Origin of the sequence: Pseudomonas sp. NyZ201 (assembly GCF_049860765.1) — a bacterium.
GTDB lineage: Bacteria > Pseudomonadota > Gammaproteobacteria > Pseudomonadales > Pseudomonadaceae > Aquipseudomonas > Aquipseudomonas bharatica.
The window spans coordinates 5,579,619-5,601,372 of the sequence record NZ_CP187557.1 but is presented as its reverse complement, the minus strand read 5'-3'; the positions used below and the strand labels follow the sequence as shown (position 1 = coordinate 5,601,372).

Genomic DNA, 21,754 nt, shown 5'->3' with positions numbered 1-21,754 from the left:
AGACTGAAGATGCAGCGTTCGATTGCCACCGTGTCCCTGAGCGGCACCCTGCCGGAAAAGCTCGAAGCCATAGCCGCTGCGGGTTTCGACGGTGTCGAGATTTTTGAAAACGACCTGCTCTACTACGACGGCAGCCCCCGTGAAATCCGCCAGCGCTGCGCCGACCTGGGCCTGGATATCACCCTTTTCCAGCCATTTCGCGACTTCGAAGGCTGCCGCCGCGACCGTCTGGCCCGCAACCTCGACCGCGCCGAGCGCAAGTTCGACCTGATGCAGGAACTGGGCACCGATTTGGTGCTGGTATGCAGCAACGTCGCCGCCGATGCCCTCGGCGAAAAACAGATTCTCGTCGATGACCTCGGCCTGCTGGCCGAGCGTGCCGGCGCGCGCAACCTGCGCATCGGCTACGAAGCGCTGGCCTGGGGCCGGCACGTCAACCAGTGGCAGCAGGTCTGGGACATCGTTCGCGAGGCGAACCACCCGGCGCTGGGCATGATCCTCGACAGCTTCCACACCTATTCGATCAAGGGCGACCCGAGCGGTATCGCCGACGTCCCGGGCGAAAAGATCTTCTTCGTGCAGATGGCCGACGCGCCGATCCTGGCCATGGACGTACTGGAGTGGAGCCGGCATTTCCGCTGCTTCCCGGGCCAGGGCGAGTTCGACCTGCCGGCGTTCCTTGCGCCGATCCTCAAGGCCGGTTATCGCGGCCCGCTGTCCCTGGAAATCTTCAACGATGGCTTCCGCGCCGCCCCGCCGCGGGCCAATGCCGCCGACGGCCTGCGTTCGCTGCTGTACCTCGAGGAGAAAACCCGCGAGCGCCTGCTGCAGACCGCACCTGCGGTAGCCGCCGAGCCGGACCTGCTGTTCGCCCCGCCGGCGGCGGATACCTATGACGGTGTCGAATTCCTTGAGTTTGCGGTGGACGATGCTTCCGGTGCCAAGCTCGGTGGCTGGCTGGAAGGCCTCGGTTTCGCCAAGGTCGGCCAGCACCGCTCGAAGAATGTCAGCCTGCTGCGCCAGGGCGATATCAACCTGATCCTCAACGCCGAGCCGTATTCCTTCGCTCACAACTTCTTCGAAAGCCACGGCCCGTCGCTATGCGCCACCGCCGTGCGGGTCAAGGACAGCGCCAGGGCCCTGGCCCGTGCCGTGGGTTATCACGGCCAGCCCTACCGTGGCCTGGTCGGTCCCAACGAACGCGAACTGGCGGCGGTGCGTGCGCCGGACGGCAGCCTGATCTACCTGGTGGACCAGGGCGCCGATGGCCAGACCATCTACGACACCGACTTCAGCCTCAGCGGCGGGGTCGCGGACAACGGCCTCGGCCTGACCCGCATCGACCACATGGCCATGGCCCTGCCGGCCGACGGCCTGGACACCTGGGTGCTGTTCTACAAGAGCCTGCTGGACTTCAAGGCCGACGACGAAGTGGTGCTCCCGGACCCTTACGGCCTGGTGAAGAGTCGCGCGCTGCGCAGCCAGTGCAGCAGCATCCGCTTGCCGCTGAACATCTCGGAGAACCGCAACACCGCGATTTCCCACGCGCTGTCCCACTATCGCGGTTCGGGCGTGCATCACATAGCCTTCGATTGCGAGGACATCTTCACCGCCGTGAAAAAGGCCAAGGAGGCGGGCGTGGCATTGCTGGACATCCCGCTGAACTACTACGACGACCTCGCGGCGCGCTTCGACTTCGACGACGAGTTCCTCAGCGAGCTGGCCTACTACAACGTGCTGTACGACCGTGACGCCAATGGCGGCGAGCTGTTCCATGTGTACACCGAGCCGTTCGAGGACCGCTTCTTCTTCGAGGTGATCCAGCGGCGCAATGGCTACGCCGGGTATGGTGCGGCGAACGTGGCGGTGAGGCTGGCAGCGATGGCCAAGGCGCGTAGTGGTGGGTTGCGCCACGCCAAGTTGTAAGGCTTGAGGGCCTCATCGCTGGCAACGCCAGCTCCCACAGGTTTGGTGTGCGCCGCAGAACTTGTGGGAGCCGGCGTTGCCGGCGATGAGGTCTTCAGCAGCACCCACAATGATCGGGGTAAATCCCCCTACAACCCTAAGGCTTTCTTCTGGTGCAACCCGGGCCCATAATTGCGCCGTTAATCGAAGGCCACGAGTCCCGTATGACGACTACCCCTGCACTTGCCGAGGCGACGGACAGCACACCGCGCAAAGGTCGCAAGAACAATCCGGAAAAAACCCGCGAGAACATTCTCCAGGCGGCGATCACCGAGTTCGTCCACCAGGGGCTGGCCGGTGCCCGGGTGGACGCCATCGCCGAGCGTACCCAGACCTCCAAGCGGATGATCTACTACTACTTCAACAGCAAGGAGCAGTTGTACGTCGAGGTGCTGGAAAAGCTCTACGGCGATATCCGCAGCACTGAAAGCAACCTGCACCTGGACGAGCTGGAGCCGCGTACCGGCATCCGCCGGCTGATCGAGTTCACCTTCGACCACCATGACCGCAACGTCGATTTCGTGCGTATCGTGTGCAACGAGAACATGCACCACGGCGAATACGTGAAGCAGTCCACGGCCATCCGTTCGATGAACAATACGGTGCTGCGGGCGCTGGACGAGATCCTGCGGCGGGGCGCGGACCAAGGGCTGTTCCGCAAGGGCCTGGATGCACTGGACGTGCACCTGCTGATCAGCTCGTTCTGTTTCTACCGGGTGTCCAACCGCCACACCTTCGGCGAAATCTTCCAGATCGATTTCGAGGACCAGGCCATCAAGGCCCGGCACAAGGAAATGATCTGCGAGTCGGTGCTGCGTTACCTGCAGGCTTGAGAAACACCGCAGGATTGCCCTGCGGTGTCGCTGTCTTCAGTTGCCCAGGCTGTGGAAGTGCTCGGTCATGCGCAGCGGATCGGGGGTAATGCCGGTGAACAGCTCGAACGCCTTGACCGCCTGGTACACCGCCATGGTGGCGCCGTTCAGGGTGCGACAGCCCAGGGCCCGGGCCTCCTTGAGCAGTTCGGTTTCCAGCGGGAAATAGACGATCTCCGCCACCCACAAATCTGCCCGCAACAATGCCTTCGGCACCGGCATGCCCGGCAGCTTGGCCATGCCCATGGGCGTCGTGTTGACCAGGCCGCAGGCGCTGTTCATCGCGCTGTCGAGGTCATGGCCGACCCTGGCCCGGGTGCCGTCGAAGTGCTGGTTGAGGTTATCCACGAGGGCCTGGGCCCGTTGGCTTTCCACGTCGAAAATGATCAGCTGTTCCACGCCCTCGCTGAGCAGGGCATGAGCGACGGCGGCACCTGCGCCACCGGCGCCCATCTGCACTACGCGCTGCCGTGAAACGTCGGTCAGGCCGCGACGGAAACCTTCGGCAAAGCCGAGGCAGTCGGTGTTATGGCCGATGCGCCGGCCGTCCTTGAGCACCACGGTATTGACCGCGCCGATGCCACGGGCTTCGGGCGAAAGGTCATCCAGCAGCGGCAGGATCGCCTGCTTGCACGGGAAGGTGATGTTCAGGCCGGTGTAGCCCATGTATTGGGCGGCGGTCAGGAGTTCTTCGAGGGCAGTGCTGTCGAGCTTCAACTGGTCGAGGTCGATCAGGCGGTAAAGGTAGGTCAGGCCCTGGGCGGCGCCTTCGTGCTCGTGCAGCGCAGGGGTGCGCGAGGCCTGGATGCCCGCGCCGATCAGGCCGGCGAGAATGCCGGGCGGTTTGGCCAGATTCATCGGTAAGACTCCGTTGTTGTTCTTGGCGATTGGAAGAGGAGTTCCGACAAAATGTACCGTTTGGTTAACAGGAATCAACCGGCTGCCGCGTTTAGTGTTCGCTGATCGAACAGGCTCGTGCTAAACCTTGTGCTTCGAACATGGAGGAGGGGCATACATGACAGTGCCGATGGACGTAACCCGGCAGCCGACCTGGCCCGGGCTGGCCAACCTGAGCCAGTCGATTCTTGCCGCGCTGGGCGGCGTGGGTTTTCGCAATGCCTTCGAGCTGGCACCGTCGTCGGCGACCTGCCTGCTGCTGATCGACGGGCTTGGGCATGCCTTGCTGCAGGAACATGCACAACAGGCGCCTTTCCTGGCGGCCCGGGCGAAACCTGAAGGCGTGTTTCGCGTGGGTTTTCCGGCGACCACGGCGTCGAGCCTGGCAACGCTGTCCTCGGGCATGGCCAGCGGGGTGCACGGGATCGTCGGTTGCACCTTCGCCCTCGATGCCGACAGTGAATTCTCGCCACTGACCTGGACCTGTTCGCCCTTCACCGAAGAAAAGCCAACAACCCCGGCCCCGCCGCCGGAGCGCTTCATCGTGCCGCAAACCGCCTGGGAGCAAGCCAGCGAGCAGGGCCTGCGGATCAGCACGGTGATGCCGGCGCGCTATGCCGACTCGCCCTATACCCGGGCCGTCTACCGCGGTTCGCAGATTCTCGGGGCGCCGTCCCTTGACGCTTATCCGCTGCTGGTGCGCCAGGCGCTGAGTGTCGACGCTGCGGCCTATTGCTTCGCCTACTTCGCCGACCTGGACTTCGCCGGCCATCTGTTCGGCCCCGGCTCCGAAGCCTGGCTGGCACAGCTGCGCAGCGCCGACCGGCTGGCCGAGGCGATCTTCCGGCAACTGCCGCAGGGCGCGCGGCTGCTGGTCAGCGCCGACCACGGCATGCTCGGCCTGGACAGCGCCGAGGTGGTGGATTTCGACCTTGAGCACGGGTTGCAGGAGGATGTGCTGGCGATAGCCGGGGATATCCGCGCGCGGCATGTCTATATCGATGCTGCGCGGCACGACCGGGTGCTGGAACGCTGGCGGGACCGGCTTGGCGACGATTACACGGTGCTGAGCAAGGCCAATGCGATCGCCGGCGGATTGTTCGGCGATGTGATGCTGAGCCAGGCGGAAGGACGGATCGGCGACCTGATCGTGGTGCCGAATGCTGGCGGGGGAATCATTCGCAGCGTGGTGGAGCCGGCGGCGAGCCGTTGGCAGGGGCATCATGGGGCGTTGGCCGATGCCGACCAGGTGGTGCCGTTGTTGATGTGTTGACTGTAAGGGCCTCATCGCGGGTGAACCCGCTCCCACAGGGTCAGCGCGATCCGGGTGGGAGCGGGTTCACCCGCGATGAGGCCCGAGAGATCAGCGCCGAACCAGCAGGACCCCACTCTCCATATGGTGGGTATACGGGAACTGGTCGAACAACGCGCAGCGCTCCACCCGGTGGGTGTCATGCAATTGTGCGATGTTCGCCGCCAGCGTCTCCGGATTGCAGGAGATGTACAGGATATTGTCGAAACGCCGGGTCAGCTCGCAGGTGTCCGGGTCCATCCCGGCCCGCGGCGGATCGACGAATACGCTGCCGAACGCGTAGCTCTTCAGGTCGATCCCTTCCAGCCGGCGGAACGCCCGCACTTCATTCAGCGCTTCGGTCAATTCTTCCGCCGACAGCCGCACCAGGCGTACGTTTTCCACCGCGTTGTCGTCCAGGTTGTGCAGCGCGGCGTTTACCGAGGTCTTGCTGATTTCGGTGGCCAGCACCTTGCGCACCCGGGTCGCCAGCGGCAGGGTGAAGTTGCCGTTGCCGCAATACAGCTCCAGCAGGTCGTCCTGGCGCTGGCCCAGGGCTTCATAAGCCCAGCCGAGCATCTTCTGGTTGACCTGGCCGTTGGGCTGGGTGAAGGCGCCTTCCGGCTGGCGATAGCGGAAGGTGCGGCCCGCGACCTGCAGTTCCTCCACCGCGTAATCCCGGCCGATCACCAGGCGCTTGCCCTTGGAGCGACCGATGATGCTCGCCCCCAGATCGGCGGACAGTTGCCGCGCCTCGGCTTCCCACTGCTCGTCCAGCGGGCGGTGGTAGCACAGGGTGACCATCGCATCGCCGGCCAGGGTGGTGAGGAACTCCACCTGGAACAGCCGGTTGCTCAGCGCTTCGCTGGCCTGCCAGGCGCTTTTCAGGCGCGGCATCAGGTCATTGATGCGCTGGCTGGCGATGGGGAAATCCTCGATCAGGATCGGCGTGTGCTTCTCGCCCGGGGCGAACATCGCGTAGTGGCGCTGGCCATCCTGGCGCCACAGGCGGAACTCGGCACGCAGGCGATAGTGCTCGCGCGGCGAGTCGAAGACGGCCGGCTGCGGCGCATCGAACGGCGCCAGCAGCGCACGCAGGCGTTCTACCTTGGCCGCGAGCTGCTGGTCGTAGGTGGAGGGGTCGAAGACAGCACTCATGCGTTGAACCAGCCCAGCTTGATGACGAACAGGATGGAGAGGATGACCAGCGCCGGGTTGAGGTCCTGGCGGCGGCCGGACAGCAGCTTGATGGCGGTCCAGGAAATGAAGCCGAAGGCGATGCCGTTGGCGATCGAGTAGGTCAGCGGCATGGCCAGTGCGGTGATCATTACCGGCGCGGCTTCGGTGATGTCTTCCCAGTCGATTTCCGCCAGGCCCGAGGCCATCAGCACGGCGACGAACAGCAGCGCAGGCGCGGTGGCGAAGGCCGGCACGCTACCGGCCAGCGGGGCGAAGAACAGCGCCAGGAGGAACAGGATGGCGACGACGATGGCGGTCAGGCCGGTGCGGCCGCCGGCGCTGACGCCCGCTGCCGATTCGATGTAGCTGGTGGTGGTCGAGGTGCCCAGCAGCGAACCGGCCATGGCCGCGGTGCTGTCGGCGATCAGGGCGCGGCCCATCTTCGGCATATGGCCGTCCTTGCGCATCAGGCCGGCGCGCTTGGCGACGCCGATCAGGGTGCCGGAGTTGTCGAACAGGTCGACGAACAGGAAGGCGAAGATCACGCTGACCAGGCCGACGTCCAGGGCGCCCTTGATGTCCAGTTGCAGGAAGGTCGGGGCCAGGGATGGCGGCATCGACACCACGCCGCCGAACGGGGTGACGCCCAGGGCGATGGAGGCGATGGTCACGGCGAGGATGCCGATCAGCACGGCGCCGCGGACCTTCATGGCTTCCAGGGCAACGATCAGGAAGAAGCCCAGGGTGGCGAGGATCGGTGCCGGTTGCTTGAGGTCGCCCAGGCCCACCAGGGTGGCCGGGTTATCGACGACGATACCGGCGTTGTGCAGCGCGATCAGCGCCAGGAACAGGCCGATGCCGGCGGCGATGGCCGAGCGCAGCGGCAGCGGGATGCTGTTCACGATCCATTCGCGGATACGGAAGATCGACAGCAGGAAGAACAGCACCGCCGAGATGAACACTGCGCCCAGGGCCACCTGCCAGGTGTGGCCCATGTGCAGGACCACGGTATAGGTGAAGAAGGCGTTCAGGCCCATGCCCGGGGCCAGGGCGATCGGGTAGTTGGCGATGATGCCCATGGTGGTGGAGCCGATGGCCGCAGCCAGGCAGGTCGCGACGAACAACGCGCCCTTGTCCATGCCGGTCTCGCCGAGGATGCTCGGGTTGACGAATAGAATGTAGGCCATGGCCAGGAACGTGGTCACGCCCGCCAGGATCTCGGTCCGCACATTCGTATTGTGGGCTTTCAGTTGAAACAGCCTTTCCAGCATGTCCTGCTCCCCGTGGCGCGATCGGCGCCAAAAATTGTCGACCCGGTCAGGAAAGCACAAAGCGTACCGCATTGGTGCCGTTTCGACCGGGCCGGAAAAAAGCCGCGCATGATACCAGCATGGCTGGCCGAGGGTAATGCGTCCACCGGGCCTTTCAAGGCTGGCCGAGAACCTTGTGGGAGCCGGCGTTGCCGGCGATGAGCCCGCAGGAGCAATGGTGTTGTCTGTTCTGGCCAATCGCCGGCAACGCCGGCTCCCACAGGGATGTGTGTTGTCTGGCGGTTAAGTGTCCGACCGCCGGCTATGCATATGATCCCGCCCCGCCAGCGTCGGGAACAGCTTGATCCATACCCCGGTCACCACCAGCGTGCCGACGCCGCCCAGCACCACCGCCGGTACCGTGCCGAACCAGTGTGCGGTCACGCCGGATTCGAACTCGCCCAGCTGGTTCGAGGCGCCGATGAACAAACCGTTCACGGCGCTGACCCGGCCGCGCATCTCGTCCGGCGTCTCCAGTTGCACGAAGGCGCCGCGGATCACCATGCTGATCATGTCCGCCGCACCCAGCACGGCCAGCACCGCCAGCGAGAACCAGAACGAGGTGGACAGGCCGAAGGCGATGGTCGCCACGCCAAACACCCCGACCGCTGTAAACATCACCCGGCCCACGTTGCGTTCCACAGGGAAGCGTGCCAGCCACAGCGACATCAGCAGCGCCCCCACCGCCGGTGCCGAGCGCAGCAGGCCCAAGCCCCAGGGGCCGGTGAGCAGGATGTCCTTGGCGAATACCGGCAACAGCGCGGTAGCGCCGCCCAGCAGTACAGCGAACAGGTCCAGGGAGATCGCCCCGAGGATGTCCGGGCGGCTGCGGATAAAGCGGATCCCCGCCAGCAGCGACTCGATGCTGGCGCGCCCCTGGGCCAGCGGGACCTGGCGCGAGGTCAGGCTCAAGGTCAGGCAGCAGGCGATCACATAGAGGCAGACGGTCGGCCCGTAGACCCAGACACTGCCGAAGGCATACAGGAACCCGCCCAGCGCCGGGGCGACGATGGTCGCCGATTGCATCGCCGAAGCCGACGCCGCGACTGCACGGGGGAACAGCCCTGGCGGGACGACGTTGGGCAGCAGCGCCTGGGTCGCGGGCATCTCGAAGGAGCGGGCGGCGCCAAGGAGGAAGGCGAGGATGAAGATCAGCTCGCGGGTCACCGAGCCGGTGCTGCTGGCCAGCGCCAGCGACAGGGCGATCAGCGCCTGCAGGCTCTGGCACAGCGCGGCCACGCGGCGCCGGTCGTAGCGGTCGGCGACATGCCCGGTGTGCAGCATGAACAGCACCCGCGGGGCGAACTCCACCAGGCCGACCAGCCCCAGGTCGAGCACGTTGCCGGTCAATTGGTAAAGGTGCCAGCCGATCGCCACGGTGAGCATCTGGAAACCGCTGGCGGTAAACACCCGGGCCAGCCAGAAGGACAGGAACGGACGGTGATGACGCAACAACAACGGAGCCTGATCGGACATCGAGCGCGGGGTCTTTATAGGGAAGGGGTGTTGCAGCGTAACACCAGGCTGTAACAAAAGGTTGCATGAAGCGGCAAAACCCGTGCGGTCAGCGCACCGATCCGTCCTTGGGTAAAGAGGGTGAGGCAACCGGTCACGCGGCAAACGACCACACAACCCTGCAGGGCTTTCGGGACTATCCTTTTTCCTGACGTTGATCTGTATCAATACTTGTATCTGCAACGATTGATCAGCGGCGCCAGGCCATTCAGGCCGCCAATCCCTGCGGTGGGAAATTAATCAGAACAAATCCAGCCGAGTGCACTCCACCACCAAGGGGGCAAGTTGACGTCAAGGCAACGGACCCTGACGCCGGTTTACCTGACAGAGGAAGCACCATGTTCGGATCAGAGGCTCTCGATCTCGCCCGAATGCAGTTTGCGTTCACCGTGTCCTTTCACATTCTTTTCCCTGCCATCACCATCGGGCTGGCCAGCTACCTGGCGGTGCTCGAAGGCCTGTGGCTGAAAACCAACGAAGCGGTATACCGCGACCTTTACCATTTCTGGTCGAAGATCTTTGCCGTCAACTTCGGCATGGGCGTGGTCTCCGGGCTGGTCATGGCCTACCAGTTCGGCACCAACTGGAGCCGCTTCTCCGACTTCGCCGGCGCGGTGACCGGCCCCTTGCTGACCTACGAGGTGCTGACCGCGTTCTTCCTCGAAGCCGGCTTCCTCGGCGTCATGCTCTTCGGCTGGAACCGCGTGGGCCGCGGCCTGCATTTCTTCTCCACGGTGATGGTGGCCCTCGGCACCCTGGTTTCGACCTTCTGGATCCTTGCGTCCAACAGCTGGATGCACACGCCCCAGGGCTACGAGATCGTCGACGGCCGGGTGATCCCGGTGGACTGGCTGGCGGTGATCTTCAACCCGTCCTTCCCGTTCCGCCTGATGCACATGGCCACTGCCGCCTTCGTCGCCACCGCCTTCTTCGTCGGCGCCTCGGCGGCCTGGCACCTGCTGCGTGGCCGCGATAACCCGGCGATCCGCAAGATGCTGTCGATGGCCATGTGGATGGCCCTGATCGTTGCGCCGATCCAGGCGGTGATCGGCGATTTCCACGGCCTCAACACCCTCAAGCACCAGCCGGTGAAAATCGCCGCCATCGAAGGCCACTGGGAAAACGTCGGTGATGAACCGACCCCGCTGATTCTCTTCGGCATTCCCGACATGCAGGCCGAAACCACCCGCTTCAAGCTGGAAATTCCGGCCCTGGGCAGCCTGATCCTGACCCACAGCCTGGACAAGCAGGTGCCGGCGATGAAGGACTTCCCGCCCGAGGATCGGCCCAACTCCACCGTGGTGTTCTGGTCGTTCCGCATCATGGTCGGGCTGGGCATGCTGATGATCTTCGTCGGCCTGTGGAGCCTGTGGCTGCGCAAGCGCGGCACGCTTTACAGTTCGCGGCCGTTCCTGCACCTGGCGTTGTGGATGGGGCCGTCCGGGCTTATCGCCATCCTGGCAGGCTGGTTCACCACCGAGGTCGGCCGCCAGCCCTGGGTGGTCTACGGGCTGATGCGCACCGCCGACGGTGCCTCCAACCACAGTTACGCCCAGTTGGGCTTCACCCTGATCATGTTCGTGGTGGTGTATTTCGCCCTGTTCGGCGCGGGCCTTGGCTACATGATGCGCCTGGTGCGCAAGGGACCGAAGACCGGCGAAGGCGACGAGAGCAACCCGGGCGGCCCTGGCCAGCCCCGTACCCCGGCGCGTCCGCTGTCGGCGGCGAAGGACGAACACGACATCGGCGATGTCAGCCTGAACAAAGAAGGACACTGAATCATGGGAATCGATCTTTCACTGATCTGGGCCGTGATCATCATCTTCGGCGTGATGATGTACGTGGTCATGGACGGTTTCGACCTGGGCATCGGCATCCTCTTTCCCTTCGTCAAGGGCGAGCAGGACCGTGATGTGATGATGAACACCGTGGCGCCGGTGTGGGACGGCAACGAAACCTGGCTGGTGCTCGGCGGCGCGGGGCTGTTCGGCGCCTTCCCGCTGGCCTACTCGGTGGTGCTTTCGGCGCTGTACCTGCCCTTGATGCTGATGCTGGTCGGCCTGATCTTCCGTGGCGTGGCCTTCGAGTTCCGCTTCAAGGCCAAGGCCGACAAGCGTCACCTGTGGGACAAGGCATTCATCTGGGGCTCGCTGACCGCGACCTTCTTCCAGGGCGTGGCCCTCGGCGCCTTCATCGAAGGGTTCAAGGTGGTCGATCGCCAGTATGCCGGCGGCACGCTCGACTGGCTGACCCCGTTCAGCATCTTCAGTGGCCTGGGGCTGATCGTGGCCTACGCACTGCTCGGCTGCACCTGGCTGATCATGAAGACCGAGGGCAAGCTGCAGGAGCAGATGCACGCGCTTGGCCGGCCGCTGGCGCTGGTGCTGCTGCTGGTGATCGGCATCGTCAGCCTGTGGACGCCGCTGGCCTATCCGCAGATCGGCGAGCGTTGGTTCAGCATGCCCAACCTGTTCTGGTTCATGCCTGTGCCGTTGCTGGTGCTGGTCACCTTCTACGGTCTGCTCCAGGCGGTGAAGCGCAACGCGCACTACACGCCGTTCCTGCTGACCCTGGTGCTGATCTTCCTTGGCTACAGCGGGCTGGGGATCAGCCTCTGGCCGCACATCATCCCGCCGTCGATCACCATCTGGGACGCCGCCGCGCCGCCGCAGAGCCAGGGCTTCATGCTGGTGGGGACGCTGTTCATCCTGCCGTTCATCCTCGGCTACACCTTCTGGAGCTACTACGTGTTCCGCGGCAAGGTGACCCACGAGCATGGTTACCACTAGGAGGGTTCAGGTCATGACCGGGAAACACACCTTCGAGCCGGAAAACAAGCCGCTGTGGCAGCGGCTCGGCTGGCTGGCGCTGATCTGGACGCTGAGCGTGGCGAGCCTGGCGGTGGTGGCGTGGCTGATGCGGATGTTCATGAGCGCGGCGGGGTTGAGTACCCACTGACCTTGTGTCGTTGCTATCGCCGGCAACGCCGGCTCCCACAGGAATGGAGTACACCACCTTACCTTGTGGGAGCCGGCGTTGCCGGCGATGAGGCCAGTAGCACCAGCGCTTATTTCCGCGCTTTCAGCACCACGAACTTCGGCGTCGCCGCTACCTGTTCCACCCCACGGAACAGCCGCGCCAGCTTGGTGTGATAGCCCAGGTGCCGGTTGCCGACGATATACAGGGCACCACCCACCACCAGCGCCTCCCGGGCCTGCTGGAACATGCGCCAGGCGAGGAAGTCGCCGACCACCTGCTGCTGGTGGAACGGCGGGTTGCACAACACCACATCCAGCGATTGCTCGGCCTGTCCGGCCAGCCCATCGGCCGCACGGATCTGCGCTTCGCGCTCGCCCAGGGCCGCTCGCCAGTTTTCCTGCGCCGATTGCACCGCCATGTACGACTCGTCCACCAGCGTGTAGTGCGCCTGCGGGTTTTCCAGTGCACTGGCGATCGCCAATACACCGTTGCCGCAGCCAAGGTCGGCGACCCGCGCATTGCCCAGGTTGCGCGGCAAGTGCGGAAGGAAGGCGCGAGTACCGATATCCAGGCCTTCGCGGCAGAACACGTTGGCGTGATTCACCAGTTCGAGCGCTGGCGTGTCCAGCCGGTAGCGGGTCGGGTAGGGCGAGCTGGCGCGAGGTTTTTCCTCGAAGGTGGCGACCAGCAGGCGCGCCTTTTTCTGGGCCAGGGATGCCTGCATCGGGCCGATGTACCGCTCCAGCAAGTCACCTGCAGCCCGCGGCAGGTGCTTGATCATCGCCCCGGCCACCACCTTCGCGCCTGGGGCCAGGTGCCCTTGCAGGCGGATCAGTTGCTCTTCCAGCAGCGCCAGGGTCTTTGGCACCCGCACCAATACATGATCGAAAGGCCCCTGCCACGCTTCGCTGGACGGCACGAAGGCTACGCCATCCCACGGCTGGCCATTGCGCGGAAGGTTCTTTTCCAGGCCCAGGCGGGCAAGAAACGAATCGCCACTGCTGGTTACCGGGAAACGCTCGCGCAGGCTGATCGCCAGGCCACCGAAGCTGTCGTTGAGTACCAGCACCCGGGCGTTGGCCGGCAGGTTGCGGGCCGCCAGATGCTCCAGCAGGTATTCGTCCGCGGCGTCGAACGCTTGCAGTGGATCGTTGGCGTATTCGGGTTGGCGGATCAGGTCGAGTTCGGCGAAGGGGCTGGTCAGCAAAGGCATGGTACGAGGCTCTGGGGCATGGGTGGCACTGCCGGGCAGTGTCAGACAGGCGCCGATTCTACAGGGCTTTGCCGTATAGCGGGGTCAGAGCAGTCCATGCATGGCGGCGATGGCCACGGCGCCGGCCTTGTTGTTGGCGCGCATCTTGGTGATGACGCTGCGGATATGAAAGTTCACCGTGCTTTGCGACAGGGTGAGAATGCAGGCGATGTCGGATGCGGTCTTGCCCGCTGCGGACCATTTCAGCACTTCGCGCTCGCGGTCGGAAAGGCCGAAGCCGTTGGGGCGCAACGGGTTGATGCGTTCGACCATGACGGTATGCATGACATTGCACAGCCACAGGGCCTGGCCGGTCTTGTCGTAGAACTCGCAGCTGTCGATGGCCCCTGCGCTGCGCACCAGGCTGAGCATGCTGTTGTTGCCGCGGATATCGTGCGCGGCCTGGCTCCAGCCATGGGTCAGCCCATGAGTCCTGGCGTCTTCGCGCAGTTGCGGCGTTTCGACGAATACCGCGTCTTCCCAGAGCAGGGGAATCAGCGAGTGGCGGCAGTGCTGAAAGGTCGGATCCTGGGCGAGGTAGTTGCACGCCTGGTAATGAGCGTTCCACTCGGCCGAATAGTTGTTGAACATGATGATCTGCGCGGTCATCCCGCTGGCCTGGCTCTGTACCACCAGGCTCAGGTACTCCATGTCCAGTTGCTGCGCCAGCGACAGGGCGGATTCGAAGATGCGCTCGGGTTCCTGCTCCGCGATCAGGCTTTCGAGCTGCTCTTGCTTCCAATGCGCCATTTGAGTGTCGCTCCCTTTTAAATGGATCCAACTTGCGCTTTTTCGTCTGCTGAGTATAGGAATCGTCCTACAAGATGATTGGTTTTTTTCGCTATAACTTGATCCAGATCATGGTCGGTAACGCTTGGTTGGGGTAAACGCGATGTGTATGCGTTTCCGTCTTCATCTCTCAAGCCACTACAAACCGGTGGTGTTTATTCATACGGCTTTGGGCGAAACTGGGCGCACCTGATTTATGGAGCGAACCATGACTGCCAGCGCGGAGAAATACACCCGCCAGACCCTGCTCGACGTCCAGCCGCTGACGTCCAGCCTGTTCAGCCTGCGTACCACTCGCGATGCCGGTTTCCGTTTCCGTGCTGGCCAGTTCGCTCGCCTGGGCGTCGCGAAGGCCGACGGCAGTGTGGTCTGGCGGGCGTATTCGATGGTTTCGTCGCCGTTCGACGAGCATCTGGACTTCTATTCCATCGTCGTGCCCGGCGGCGAGTTCACCAGCGAACTGAGCCGTCTGCGCGAGGGCGACGAGTTGCTGGTCGATCGCCAGGCCTTCGGCTACCTCACCCTGGACCGGTTCGTCGATGGCCGTGATCTCTGGTTGCTGGCGACCGGCACCGGGATCGCGCCGTTCCTTTCGATCCTTCAGGACTTCGAAGCCTGGGAGCGCTTCGAAACCATCAAGCTGGTGTATTCGGTGCGCGAAGCCCGCGAGCTGGCCTACCTGGACCTGATCGCCGGCCTGGAGCAGCGTGAGTATCTGGCCGAACATGCCGGCAAGTTGCAGTTCATTCCGGTAGTGACCCGTGAGCAGCATCCGGGAGCCTTGAACGGGCGGATCACCACCCTGATCGAGAACGGCGAGCTGGAGCGGGCAGCGGGCCTGGAACTGAGCCCCGAGCATTCGCGGGTGATGCTGTGCGGCAACCCGCAGATGATCGACGACACCCGGCAGGTGCTCAAGGCACGTGGCTTGAACCTGAGCCTGAGCCGGCGGCCGGGGCAGGTGGCGGTCGAGACTTACTGGTAAGTCTGTACGCTGACCCCTGTGGGAGCGGGTTCACCCGCGATGACGTCGGTGAATTCACTACCGTATCGCGGGTGAATCCGCTCCCACAGGGTACGTGCAAACCTTAGGGTTTATTGTTCTGCTGTTTCAGCAAATCGCGGATCTCGGTCAGCAGCGTCTCCTGCGGCGTCGGCGCAGGTGGCACCGACGGCGCGACGGCTTCTTCACGCTTCAAGCGGTTGATCGCCTTGACACCCATGAAGATCGCGAACGCCACGATCACGAAGTCCACCACCGTCTGGATGAACTTGCCATAGGCCAGCACCACCGCCGGTGCATCGCCCTCGGCGGCCTTCAACGTCACTGCCAGGTCACTGAAGTCCACCCCGCCAATCAACAGGCCCAACGGCGGCATCACCACATCGCCGACGAAAGAAGAAACGATCTTGCCGAATGCCGCGCCGATGATGATACCGACGGCCATATCGACGACATTGCCCTTGACCGCAAAGGCTTTGAATTCACTGATCAGGCCCATGGTTTATTCCTTGTAACAATTGAAAGGGGTCAACGCAGTGTAATTCAGCTGCTGGCTTAATGCGCTGCGTCGCAACAAATGACCCCGCTGATAGCCAATGGTTTGGTCGCGATTGGCGCCTTCCCCGGCACGGCGGCTATCATGGCGACTTTTTCCAGGAGATTGCCCATGGCCAAGGCCAAGCGCTTGTACGGCTGCACCGAGTGCGGTGCGACCTTCCCGAAATGGGCCGGCCAATGCAGTGAATGCGGCGCCTGGAACACCCTCACCGAGACCATGATCGAAAGCGGCGGGGCGGCGGCGCCCAGCGGGCGCACTGGCTGGGCCGGGCAGCAGGCGCAGATCAAGACCCTGGCCGAAGTCTCCATCGAAGAGATCCCGCGCTTCTCTACCGCCAGCGCCGAACTCGACCGCGTCCTGGGCGGCGGCCTGGTGGACGGCTCGGTGGTGCTGATCGGCGGCGATCCCGGGATCGGCAAATCCACCATCCTCCTGCAGACCCTCTGCCACATCGCCGCGCGTATGCCGGCGCTGTATGTCACCGGCGAGGAGTCACAGCAACAGGTGGCCATGCGTGGCCGCCGCCTGGGCCTGCCGCTGGACAAGCTGCGGGTGATGACCGAGACCTGCATTGAAAGCATCATCGCCACCGCGCGCAGCGAAAAGCCCAAGGTGATGGTGATCGACTCGATCCAGACCATCTTCACCGAGCAACTGCAATCGGCCCCCGGCGGTGTCGCCCAGGTGCGTGAAAGCGCGGCGCTGCTGGTGCGCTACGCCAAGCAGAGCGGCACGGCGATCTTCCTGGTCGGCCACGTCACCAAGGAAGGCGCCCTGGCCGGCCCGCGGGTGCTGGAGCATATGGTCGATACCGTGCTGTATTTCGAAGGTGAATCCGATGGCCGCCTGCGCCTGCTGCGGGCGGTGAAGAACCGTTTCGGCGCGGTCAACGAACTCGGCGTATTCGGCATGACCGATCGCGGCCTGAAGGAAGTGTCCAACCCCTCGGCGATCTTCCTCACCCGGACCCAGGAGGAAGTGCCGGGCAGCGTGGTCATGGCCACCTGGGAGGGTACCCGGCCGATGCTCGTGGAGGTCCAGGCCCTGGTCGACGACAGTCACCTGGCCAACCCGCGCCGGGTGACCCTCGGCCTCGACCAGAACCGTCTGGCCATGCTGCTGGCGGTCCTGCACCGGCATGGCGGGATTCCCACCCACGACCAGGACGTGTTCCTCAACGTGGTCGGCGGGGTCAAGGTGTTGGAGACCGCGTCCGATCTGGCGCTGATCGCGGCCGTGATGTCCAGCCTGCGCAACAAGCCACTGTCCCAGGGCTTGCTGGTGTTCGGCGAGATCGGTCTGTCAGGCGAGGTGCGCCCGGTGCCGAGCGGCCAGGAGCGCTTGAAGGAAGCTGCCAAGCACGGCTTCAAGCGTGCCATCGTGCCCAAGGGCAACGCGCCGAAGGAAGCGCCGGCGGGCCTCCAGGTGATCGCCGTTACTCGTTTGGAGCAGGCGCTCGACGCACTCTTCGAGGAGTAGGGCGGCGGCGAGGTCTTCTTGCAAGTGATTCTTACTAGCGAGTAGCATGGCTCCTCCATCCCGATAGCCCTCTGGAGTTCGCGTGGCGGAGTCCGACCTCAAGCGCCTGTTCCTCAAGCACGCGAAAAGCCTGCAGGGCCTGCTCACACGCAAGGTACGCGACCCGCAACTGGCCGCCGACCTGGTGCAGGAAAGCTTCCTGCGCCTGGTCGAGCAGAAGGCCGGCGAGCGCATCGACAACACGCCGGCCTATCTCTATCGCACGGCGCACAACCTGATGATCGACCACCTGCGCCAGCAACAGCGGCGCAAGACCGACCTGGTTCCCCACGAAGCCCTCGAAGGCATCGTCGAAGACAGCCCCGGCCTTGAAGACAGCACGGCGACCGAGCAGCATATGCGCCGTCTGCGTGCGGCGATGAACGAGCTGCCGCCACGAACCCGGGAAATCTTCCGCCTCAACCGCCTCGAGGGCTTGACCCACGCCGAGGTTGCCAGGCGCCTGGATATTTCCGACAGCTCGGTGCAGAAGCACCTTTCCAAGGCCTTGGCCTATGTCATGCAGTGTCTTCAGGAACCGGGATGACGAACGGTTTACTGGGAAATACGCCTTCGGACGTCAGCCCTTACATAAGCAGAATTCGAGAGAACCGTGTGAGCAGCCAGATCCCGCCAGAGCAAGCGATTCGCGAGCAGGCCGCCGAGTGGGCGGTATTGCTGGAGGCCGGATGCCTGAGCCCCGGGCAGGAACAGGCATTGGCCGAATGGCGTGAACGCGATCCGCGTCATGCGCGGGCGTTGGCGTTCGCCCGGGCGACCTGGGCCGATCTTGGGCGCCTGGGATCCCTGGACGAGCCGCAGCCTGCGGCGCTGCTGCTGCCGCAACTGCCGCGGCCGGTCACTGGCCGGCCTCGCCGGTCGCGTCTGCGCCTGGCGGCGAGTGCGGCGGCGGTGCTGCTGGCGGTGTTCGCCGTGGTTCGCGGGCCGGATACCGTCCAGCGCCTGAACGCCGACTACGTCACCAGTCGTGGGGAAATCCGCCAGGTCGTCCTGCCCGATGGCAGCAAGGTCGACCTCGACAGTGGCAGCGCCATCAGCCTGGCCTACAGCGATAGCGAGCGGCGCGTGCGCTTGTGGTCGGGGGATGCGCTGTTCGACGCAGTGCCGATCGGTGGCAAGGAAACGCGGCCTTTCGTCGTCGAATACGCCGGCGCCACGACCCGTGCGCTTGGCACGCGCTTCGTGGTCGGTGGGGAAGGGCAGGGTGGCTGGGTCGGCATGCTCGAGCACAGCACCCGGGTGAGCCTGCTCGAGCCGCCGGCCAGCGGCGTTGCCGAGCGGGTGCTAGAGGAGGGCCTGAGCCTGCGCTACGACTCGCAGCATGGCATCCGCGCCTGGCCGGAACAGGATGTACGCCGCGCCAGTGCCTGGCAGCGCGGGCTGCTGATCTTCGAGCGCGAGCCGCTGGCGAAGGTAGCCGAACAGATCAACCGCTACCGTGGCGGGCATGTGGTCATTACCGATTCGGCGCTGGCGCGGCGCGAGGTCAGTGGCATGTTCCGCCTGGACAACCTGGACCAGGCGCTGGTGATGCTGACCGAAGAGCTGAAGGTGAAGCGGGTCGATTTGCCAGGGCTGACCTTGATCTATTGAAAACTTTTCGTCGCTCTTTCGGGCGTAATCGCTGGCAAGCCAGCTCCCACAAGGATTGCATGCACCGCTGACCCTGTGGGAGCGGGCTTGCCAGCGATGAGGCCCTCGAAAATCCCCCTGCTGAAAATTCCCCAAAATTTATTTACTGACTTTCCCCACCCCGCTCGTCTGATTGTTGAGATTGATTTTCATTACTAGAAAATGCCAACACAGCGAGCCACCTGAAGTGACCACTCCACAACAACGACCCTTGCACCTCAACCGGATTGCCCTGGCCTGCAATCTGCTGCTGAGCGTCTGCACCCTGCCGATGGGGATCGGCGTGGTACAGGCGGCCGAGCCGGGCCAGGACGCGAGCCAGCGCAGCGCCCTGATCCGTTTCGATATTCCGGCCCAGTCCCTCGATAGCGCCGTGCTGGCCTTCGCCGAGCAGGCCAAGGTCCAGGTGTTCTTCGACAGCCGCAAGCTGGCCGGCCTGCGCAGCGAAGGCCTGCACGGCGAACATACCTCGCGCGAGGGCCTGGCCTTGCTGCTGGGGGCCAACCCGGTGCGCTACCGCTTCGGCGGCAATGACCAGGTCGGCCTGGAGCGCCTGAGCGATGACGGCAAGGCCCTGGAACTGGGCGCCACGCGGATCCGCTCGGTGAGTGACGGCGATTGGGTCTACACCGCGCCGCGCTCGGTGGCGGTGATCACCCGCGAGCAGATCGACAAGCGCCCGCCCCGCCACGCCGCCGACATGCTGGAGGAAACCGCCGGTGTCTATACCGCGGTCAACCAGCGCGACCCCGGCCTGTCGGTGAATATCCGCGGCGTGCAGGACTACGGTCGGGTCAACATGAACATCGACGGCATGCGCCAGAACTTCAATGTCAACGGCCATCAGCAGCGCAACGGCATCATGGTGGTGGACCCGGAGTTCGTCAGCTCGGTGGAAATCGAAAAGGGCTCGCAATCGGGCATGGGCGGCGCCGGCGTGCTCGGTGGCATTGCCAGCTTCAATACCGTGCAGGCCAGCGAATTCCTTGGGCCGGACAAGGAGTACGGTGGTCGTATCCGTGCCGGTCACGGTATTGGCGAGCTGGGCAATGGCACCTACTTCAATGGCAGCGCGCTGTTCGCCTTCGGCAATGAAGTAGGCGACCTGCTGCTTGGCGTCAGCGAACGCCACTTCGGCGATTACCGCGCCGGTACCAACGACAAGGACAACCTGGGCACCCAGATCCGTGCCCGTGAAGTCTGGCCCCAGGCGTGGGAAAACTGGCTGGAAAGCGAGGTCGGCGACATGGGCAGCGTGACCCGCTCGCGGCTGTTCAAGCTCGGCGTCAACCTGCCCCAGGACCAGCGCCTGCAGTTCAACTACATCGAGACCGACACCGACAGCAAGGATGCCTGGACCTGGCCGACCGATGATCTCAGCGCCTTTTACTACCAGCGCAGCGGCGCCACCGACCTCAACGCGAAGAACGCTTCGATCGATTACAGCTTCACGCCCGACAACGACCTGATCGATGTGCAGGCGAAGGTCTATTTCGTGCGCACCCGCATGGATCGCTGGAACGCCGCGAGCACCGCCAGCCCCGGCAGCGGCAACTGGTTCGGCGCATACAACGACCGTTTCCAGACCGACACCTGGGGCCTGCAACTGCAGAACACCTCGCGCTTCTATATCGGCGCGGTGGACAAGTTGACCATCAACTACGGCACCGAACTCTTCGAAGACCGCTTCAAGCCGGCGACCGATCGCGTGGCCGCGACCAACGAGCAGGCGCTGCCATATGTCGAGGGCGCTACGCCGGAGGGCAAGAAGCTGACCGCCAGCCTGTTCGCCAATGCTCAATATGAGCACGGCGACTGGCTGACCCTCGACGCCGGCCTGCGCTATGACCGCTATCGCCTCAGTGGCGCCAGTGGCATGACCCTGTGGATGTACCCCGAGGGCACCTGGGAAGGTGCTGCTTCGACGAAGACCCGCCAAACCCTGCTCTTCGATGACACGACGGAACAGGGGCATTTTTCGCCGACCTTCGGCATCGCGGTAAAACCGGGTGTCGATTGGCTGCAGCTGTACACCCGCTGGGGTCGAGGCTGGCGCTCGCCGGCGGTCACCGAAGTGTTCATGACCGGGCGTCCGCACGCCGGCAACGCCTCCGAGATGGTCTACCCCAATCCGTACCTCAAGCCCGAGACGTCCCATGATTGGGAACTGGGTTTCAACATCTTCCGCGAGTCGTTGTTGCGCGACGGTGACCGCTTCGGCCTGAAGGTGGCCTACTTCGATACCCGGATCGACAACTTCTCGTTCCTCGACGTCAACGTCAACCTGCCGGATGAAACCTCCTCGGGCACCGGCCTGGGCCGCATGGCTTACCAGAACAACGAGGAAACCACGCGCTTTCGGGGCGTCGAGTACTCGCTGGACTACGACGCCGGGGCCTGGTACGGACGCCTGGCCTACACCCACATGATCGGCAGCAACGATTTCTGTTCCCGGCAGTTCTACATGGGCGGCGCCAAGCAGGTGGTCAGGGTCGGCACCGTGACCCGCCCCGTGCAGGTTGGCAACCGCATCGTGATGCGCCAGTTCCCGGTCAGCGTGGCGCAGGCCAACGACGCCATGAGCAACCAGATCACCTGCGGCAACATCATGGGCAATGCCACCTACATGCCCGCCGACCGTGGCTCGCTGACCCTGGGCATGCGCTTCTTCGACAACACCCTGGATGTCGGTGGTCGCCTGCGCTACAGCAAGGGCAATGGCGCCAACCTCGACACCCCCGGCTACGCCACCCTCGACCAGGCGCTGTGGCCCAAATACAAGGTCTACGACCTTTTCGCCAGCTACTGGATGACGCCACAGGTGAACCTGTCGCTGGCCCTGGAGAACGCCACCGACCAGGCCTATTTCGTGGCCATGGGCGATGTCAACAACCTGTCCCTGGCTCGCGGTCGCACCCTGACCGGAATGCTGGAATACCGATTCTGAAATGACACGGCCCTCGGGCCGCTGG

General features: G+C 64.2%; 18 protein-coding genes. 11 read left to right on the top strand and 7 right to left on the bottom strand.

Going from position 1 to position 21,754, the window contains the following annotated elements:
- Window positions 1-9: 9 nt before the first annotated feature.
- Window positions 10-1,926: a 3-dehydroshikimate dehydratase QuiC gene (gene quiC, locus ACPFMA_RS25230; RefSeq protein WP_425928980.1), complete on the top strand. Its 1,917-nt coding sequence runs from the start codon at window positions 10-12 to the stop codon at window positions 1,924-1,926.
- Window positions 1,927-2,129: 203 nt separating this feature from the next.
- Window positions 2,130-2,798, top strand: coding sequence for a TetR/AcrR family transcriptional regulator (locus tag ACPFMA_RS25225; protein ID WP_009398943.1), 669 nt, complete (start codon window positions 2,130-2,132; stop codon window positions 2,796-2,798).
- Window positions 2,799-2,834: 36 nt separating this feature from the next.
- Here ACPFMA_RS25225 and ACPFMA_RS25220 read toward each other — a convergent pair whose 3' ends face one another.
- Window positions 2,835-3,695, bottom strand: a complete 861-nt coding sequence (locus ACPFMA_RS25220) for a shikimate dehydrogenase (protein WP_425928979.1) — start codon at window positions 3,693-3,695, stop codon at window positions 2,835-2,837.
- 157 nt (window positions 3,696-3,852) lie between these two features.
- Between ACPFMA_RS25220 and ACPFMA_RS25215 the strand changes: the two genes are divergently transcribed.
- Window positions 3,853-5,007: an alkaline phosphatase family protein gene (locus tag ACPFMA_RS25215; protein WP_425928978.1), complete on the top strand. Its 1,155-nt coding sequence runs from the start codon at window positions 3,853-3,855 to the stop codon at window positions 5,005-5,007.
- 90 nt (window positions 5,008-5,097) lie between these two features.
- Here ACPFMA_RS25215 and trmA read toward each other — a convergent pair whose 3' ends face one another.
- From trmA to ACPFMA_RS25200, 3 genes are all read right to left on the bottom strand, one after another.
- Window positions 5,098-6,183 carry a tRNA (uridine(54)-C5)-methyltransferase TrmA gene (trmA, locus tag ACPFMA_RS25210; protein ID WP_425928977.1) on the bottom strand — a complete coding sequence of 362 codons (1,086 nt, stop codon included), beginning with the start codon at window positions 6,181-6,183 and terminating at the stop codon, window positions 5,098-5,100.
- The gene (locus ACPFMA_RS25205; protein WP_009398947.1) at window positions 6,180-7,475 is read right to left on the bottom strand and encodes an NCS2 family permease; all 1,296 of its coding nucleotides are present in this window, start codon (window positions 7,473-7,475) and stop codon (window positions 6,180-6,182) included. The genes trmA and ACPFMA_RS25205 overlap by 4 nt, the downstream gene beginning before the upstream one ends.
- A gap of 282 nt (window positions 7,476-7,757) precedes the next feature.
- Window positions 7,758-8,990 carry an MFS transporter gene (locus tag ACPFMA_RS25200; RefSeq protein ID WP_064303567.1) on the bottom strand — a complete coding sequence of 411 codons (1,233 nt, stop codon included), beginning with the start codon at window positions 8,988-8,990 and terminating at the stop codon, window positions 7,758-7,760.
- A 377-nt stretch (window positions 8,991-9,367) separates the two neighbouring features.
- Here ACPFMA_RS25200 and ACPFMA_RS25195 point away from each other — a divergent pair, with 377 nt between their 5' ends.
- From ACPFMA_RS25195 to ACPFMA_RS25185, 3 genes are read left to right on the top strand one after another with little or no spacing between them, the layout of a single operon-like run.
- Window positions 9,368-10,807: a cytochrome ubiquinol oxidase subunit I gene (locus ACPFMA_RS25195; protein WP_009398949.1), complete on the top strand. Its 1,440-nt coding sequence runs from the start codon at window positions 9,368-9,370 to the stop codon at window positions 10,805-10,807.
- 3 nt (window positions 10,808-10,810) lie between these two features.
- Entirely contained in the window at window positions 10,811-11,818 is a 1,008-nt protein-coding gene (cydB, locus tag ACPFMA_RS25190; protein ID WP_064303566.1) for a cytochrome d ubiquinol oxidase subunit II, read from the top strand.
- A gap of 13 nt (window positions 11,819-11,831) precedes the next feature.
- On the top strand, window positions 11,832-11,987 hold the full coding sequence (locus ACPFMA_RS25185; RefSeq protein ID WP_425928976.1) for a DUF2474 domain-containing protein: 156 nt from the start codon (window positions 11,832-11,834) through the stop codon (window positions 11,985-11,987).
- 109 nt (window positions 11,988-12,096) lie between these two features.
- Here the strand turns inward: ACPFMA_RS25185 and ACPFMA_RS25180 are convergent, their stop codons facing one another.
- Together ACPFMA_RS25180 and ACPFMA_RS25175 are read right to left on the bottom strand one after the other, a co-directional pair.
- Complete coding sequence (locus ACPFMA_RS25180) at window positions 12,097-13,221, bottom strand: methyltransferase (RefSeq protein ID WP_425928975.1); 1,125 nt, start codon at window positions 13,219-13,221, stop codon at window positions 12,097-12,099.
- Between the two features lie 84 nt (window positions 13,222-13,305).
- Complete coding sequence (locus tag ACPFMA_RS25175) at window positions 13,306-14,010, bottom strand: autoinducer binding domain-containing protein (RefSeq protein ID WP_425928974.1); 705 nt, start codon at window positions 14,008-14,010, stop codon at window positions 13,306-13,308.
- 247 nt (window positions 14,011-14,257) lie between these two features.
- Between ACPFMA_RS25175 and ACPFMA_RS25170 the strand changes: the two genes are divergently transcribed.
- Window positions 14,258-15,034, top strand: coding sequence for a ferredoxin--NADP reductase (locus ACPFMA_RS25170; RefSeq protein ID WP_064303562.1), 777 nt, complete (start codon window positions 14,258-14,260; stop codon window positions 15,032-15,034).
- 103 nt (window positions 15,035-15,137) lie between these two features.
- Here ACPFMA_RS25170 and mscL read toward each other — a convergent pair whose 3' ends face one another.
- Complete coding sequence (mscL, locus tag ACPFMA_RS25165; protein WP_009398955.1) at window positions 15,138-15,551, bottom strand: large-conductance mechanosensitive channel protein MscL; 414 nt, start codon at window positions 15,549-15,551, stop codon at window positions 15,138-15,140.
- A 168-nt stretch (window positions 15,552-15,719) separates the two neighbouring features.
- Between mscL and radA the strand changes: the two genes are divergently transcribed.
- The 4 genes from radA to ACPFMA_RS25145 all read left to right on the top strand — a co-directional run bounded on the left by radA (window position 15,720) and on the right by ACPFMA_RS25145 (window position 21,729).
- Window positions 15,720-17,090, top strand: a complete 1,371-nt coding sequence (gene radA, locus ACPFMA_RS25160) for a DNA repair protein RadA (protein WP_009398956.1) — start codon at window positions 15,720-15,722, stop codon at window positions 17,088-17,090.
- An 82-nt stretch (window positions 17,091-17,172) separates the two neighbouring features.
- The gene (locus ACPFMA_RS25155) at window positions 17,173-17,676 is read left to right on the top strand and encodes an RNA polymerase sigma factor (protein WP_009398957.1); all 504 of its coding nucleotides are present in this window, start codon (window positions 17,173-17,175) and stop codon (window positions 17,674-17,676) included.
- 68 nt (window positions 17,677-17,744) lie between these two features.
- The gene (locus tag ACPFMA_RS25150; protein WP_425928973.1) at window positions 17,745-18,743 is read left to right on the top strand and encodes a FecR family protein; all 999 of its coding nucleotides are present in this window, start codon (window positions 17,745-17,747) and stop codon (window positions 18,741-18,743) included.
- A 310-nt stretch (window positions 18,744-19,053) separates the two neighbouring features.
- Entirely contained in the window at window positions 19,054-21,729 is a 2,676-nt protein-coding gene (locus ACPFMA_RS25145; RefSeq protein WP_425930629.1) for a TonB-dependent hemoglobin/transferrin/lactoferrin family receptor, read from the top strand.
- Window positions 21,730-21,754 lie beyond the last annotated feature (25 nt).

Bases quoted from the DNA above. Each gene is read 5' to 3' on its own strand.
- ACPFMA_RS25180 (WP_425928975.1), bottom strand. From the start codon at position 13,221: ATGCCTTTGCTGACCAGCCCCTTCGCCGAACTCGACCTGATCCGCCAA.
- ACPFMA_RS25170 (WP_064303562.1), top strand. From the start codon at position 14,258: ATGACTGCCAGCGCGGAGAAATACACCCGCCAGACCCTGCTCGACGTC.
- ACPFMA_RS25220 (WP_425928979.1), bottom strand. From the start codon at position 3,695: ATGAATCTGGCCAAACCGCCCGGCATTCTCGCCGGCCTGATCGGCGCG.
- ACPFMA_RS25215 (WP_425928978.1), top strand. From the start codon at position 3,853: ATGACAGTGCCGATGGACGTAACCCGGCAGCCGACCTGGCCCGGGCTG.
- cydB (WP_064303566.1), top strand. From the start codon at position 10,811: ATGGGAATCGATCTTTCACTGATCTGGGCCGTGATCATCATCTTCGGC.
- ACPFMA_RS25175 (WP_425928974.1), bottom strand. From the start codon at position 14,010: ATGGCGCATTGGAAGCAAGAGCAGCTCGAAAGCCTGATCGCGGAGCAG.
- ACPFMA_RS25145 (WP_425930629.1), top strand. From the start codon at position 19,054: ATGGGGATCGGCGTGGTACAGGCGGCCGAGCCGGGCCAGGACGCGAGC.
- quiC (WP_425928980.1), top strand. From the start codon at position 10: ATGCAGCGTTCGATTGCCACCGTGTCCCTGAGCGGCACCCTGCCGGAA.
- ACPFMA_RS25225 (WP_009398943.1), top strand. From the start codon at position 2,130: ATGACGACTACCCCTGCACTTGCCGAGGCGACGGACAGCACACCGCGC.
- mscL (WP_009398955.1), bottom strand. From the start codon at position 15,551: ATGGGCCTGATCAGTGAATTCAAAGCCTTTGCGGTCAAGGGCAATGTC.
- ACPFMA_RS25185 (WP_425928976.1), top strand. From the start codon at position 11,832: ATGACCGGGAAACACACCTTCGAGCCGGAAAACAAGCCGCTGTGGCAG.
- trmA (WP_425928977.1), bottom strand. From the start codon at position 6,183: ATGAGTGCTGTCTTCGACCCCTCCACCTACGACCAGCAGCTCGCGGCC.
- radA (WP_009398956.1), top strand. From the start codon at position 15,720: ATGGCCAAGGCCAAGCGCTTGTACGGCTGCACCGAGTGCGGTGCGACC.
- ACPFMA_RS25205 (WP_009398947.1), bottom strand. From the start codon at position 7,475: ATGCTGGAAAGGCTGTTTCAACTGAAAGCCCACAATACGAATGTGCGG.
- ACPFMA_RS25195 (WP_009398949.1), top strand. From the start codon at position 9,368: ATGTTCGGATCAGAGGCTCTCGATCTCGCCCGAATGCAGTTTGCGTTC.
- ACPFMA_RS25200 (WP_064303567.1), bottom strand. From the start codon at position 8,990: ATGTCCGATCAGGCTCCGTTGTTGTTGCGTCATCACCGTCCGTTCCTG.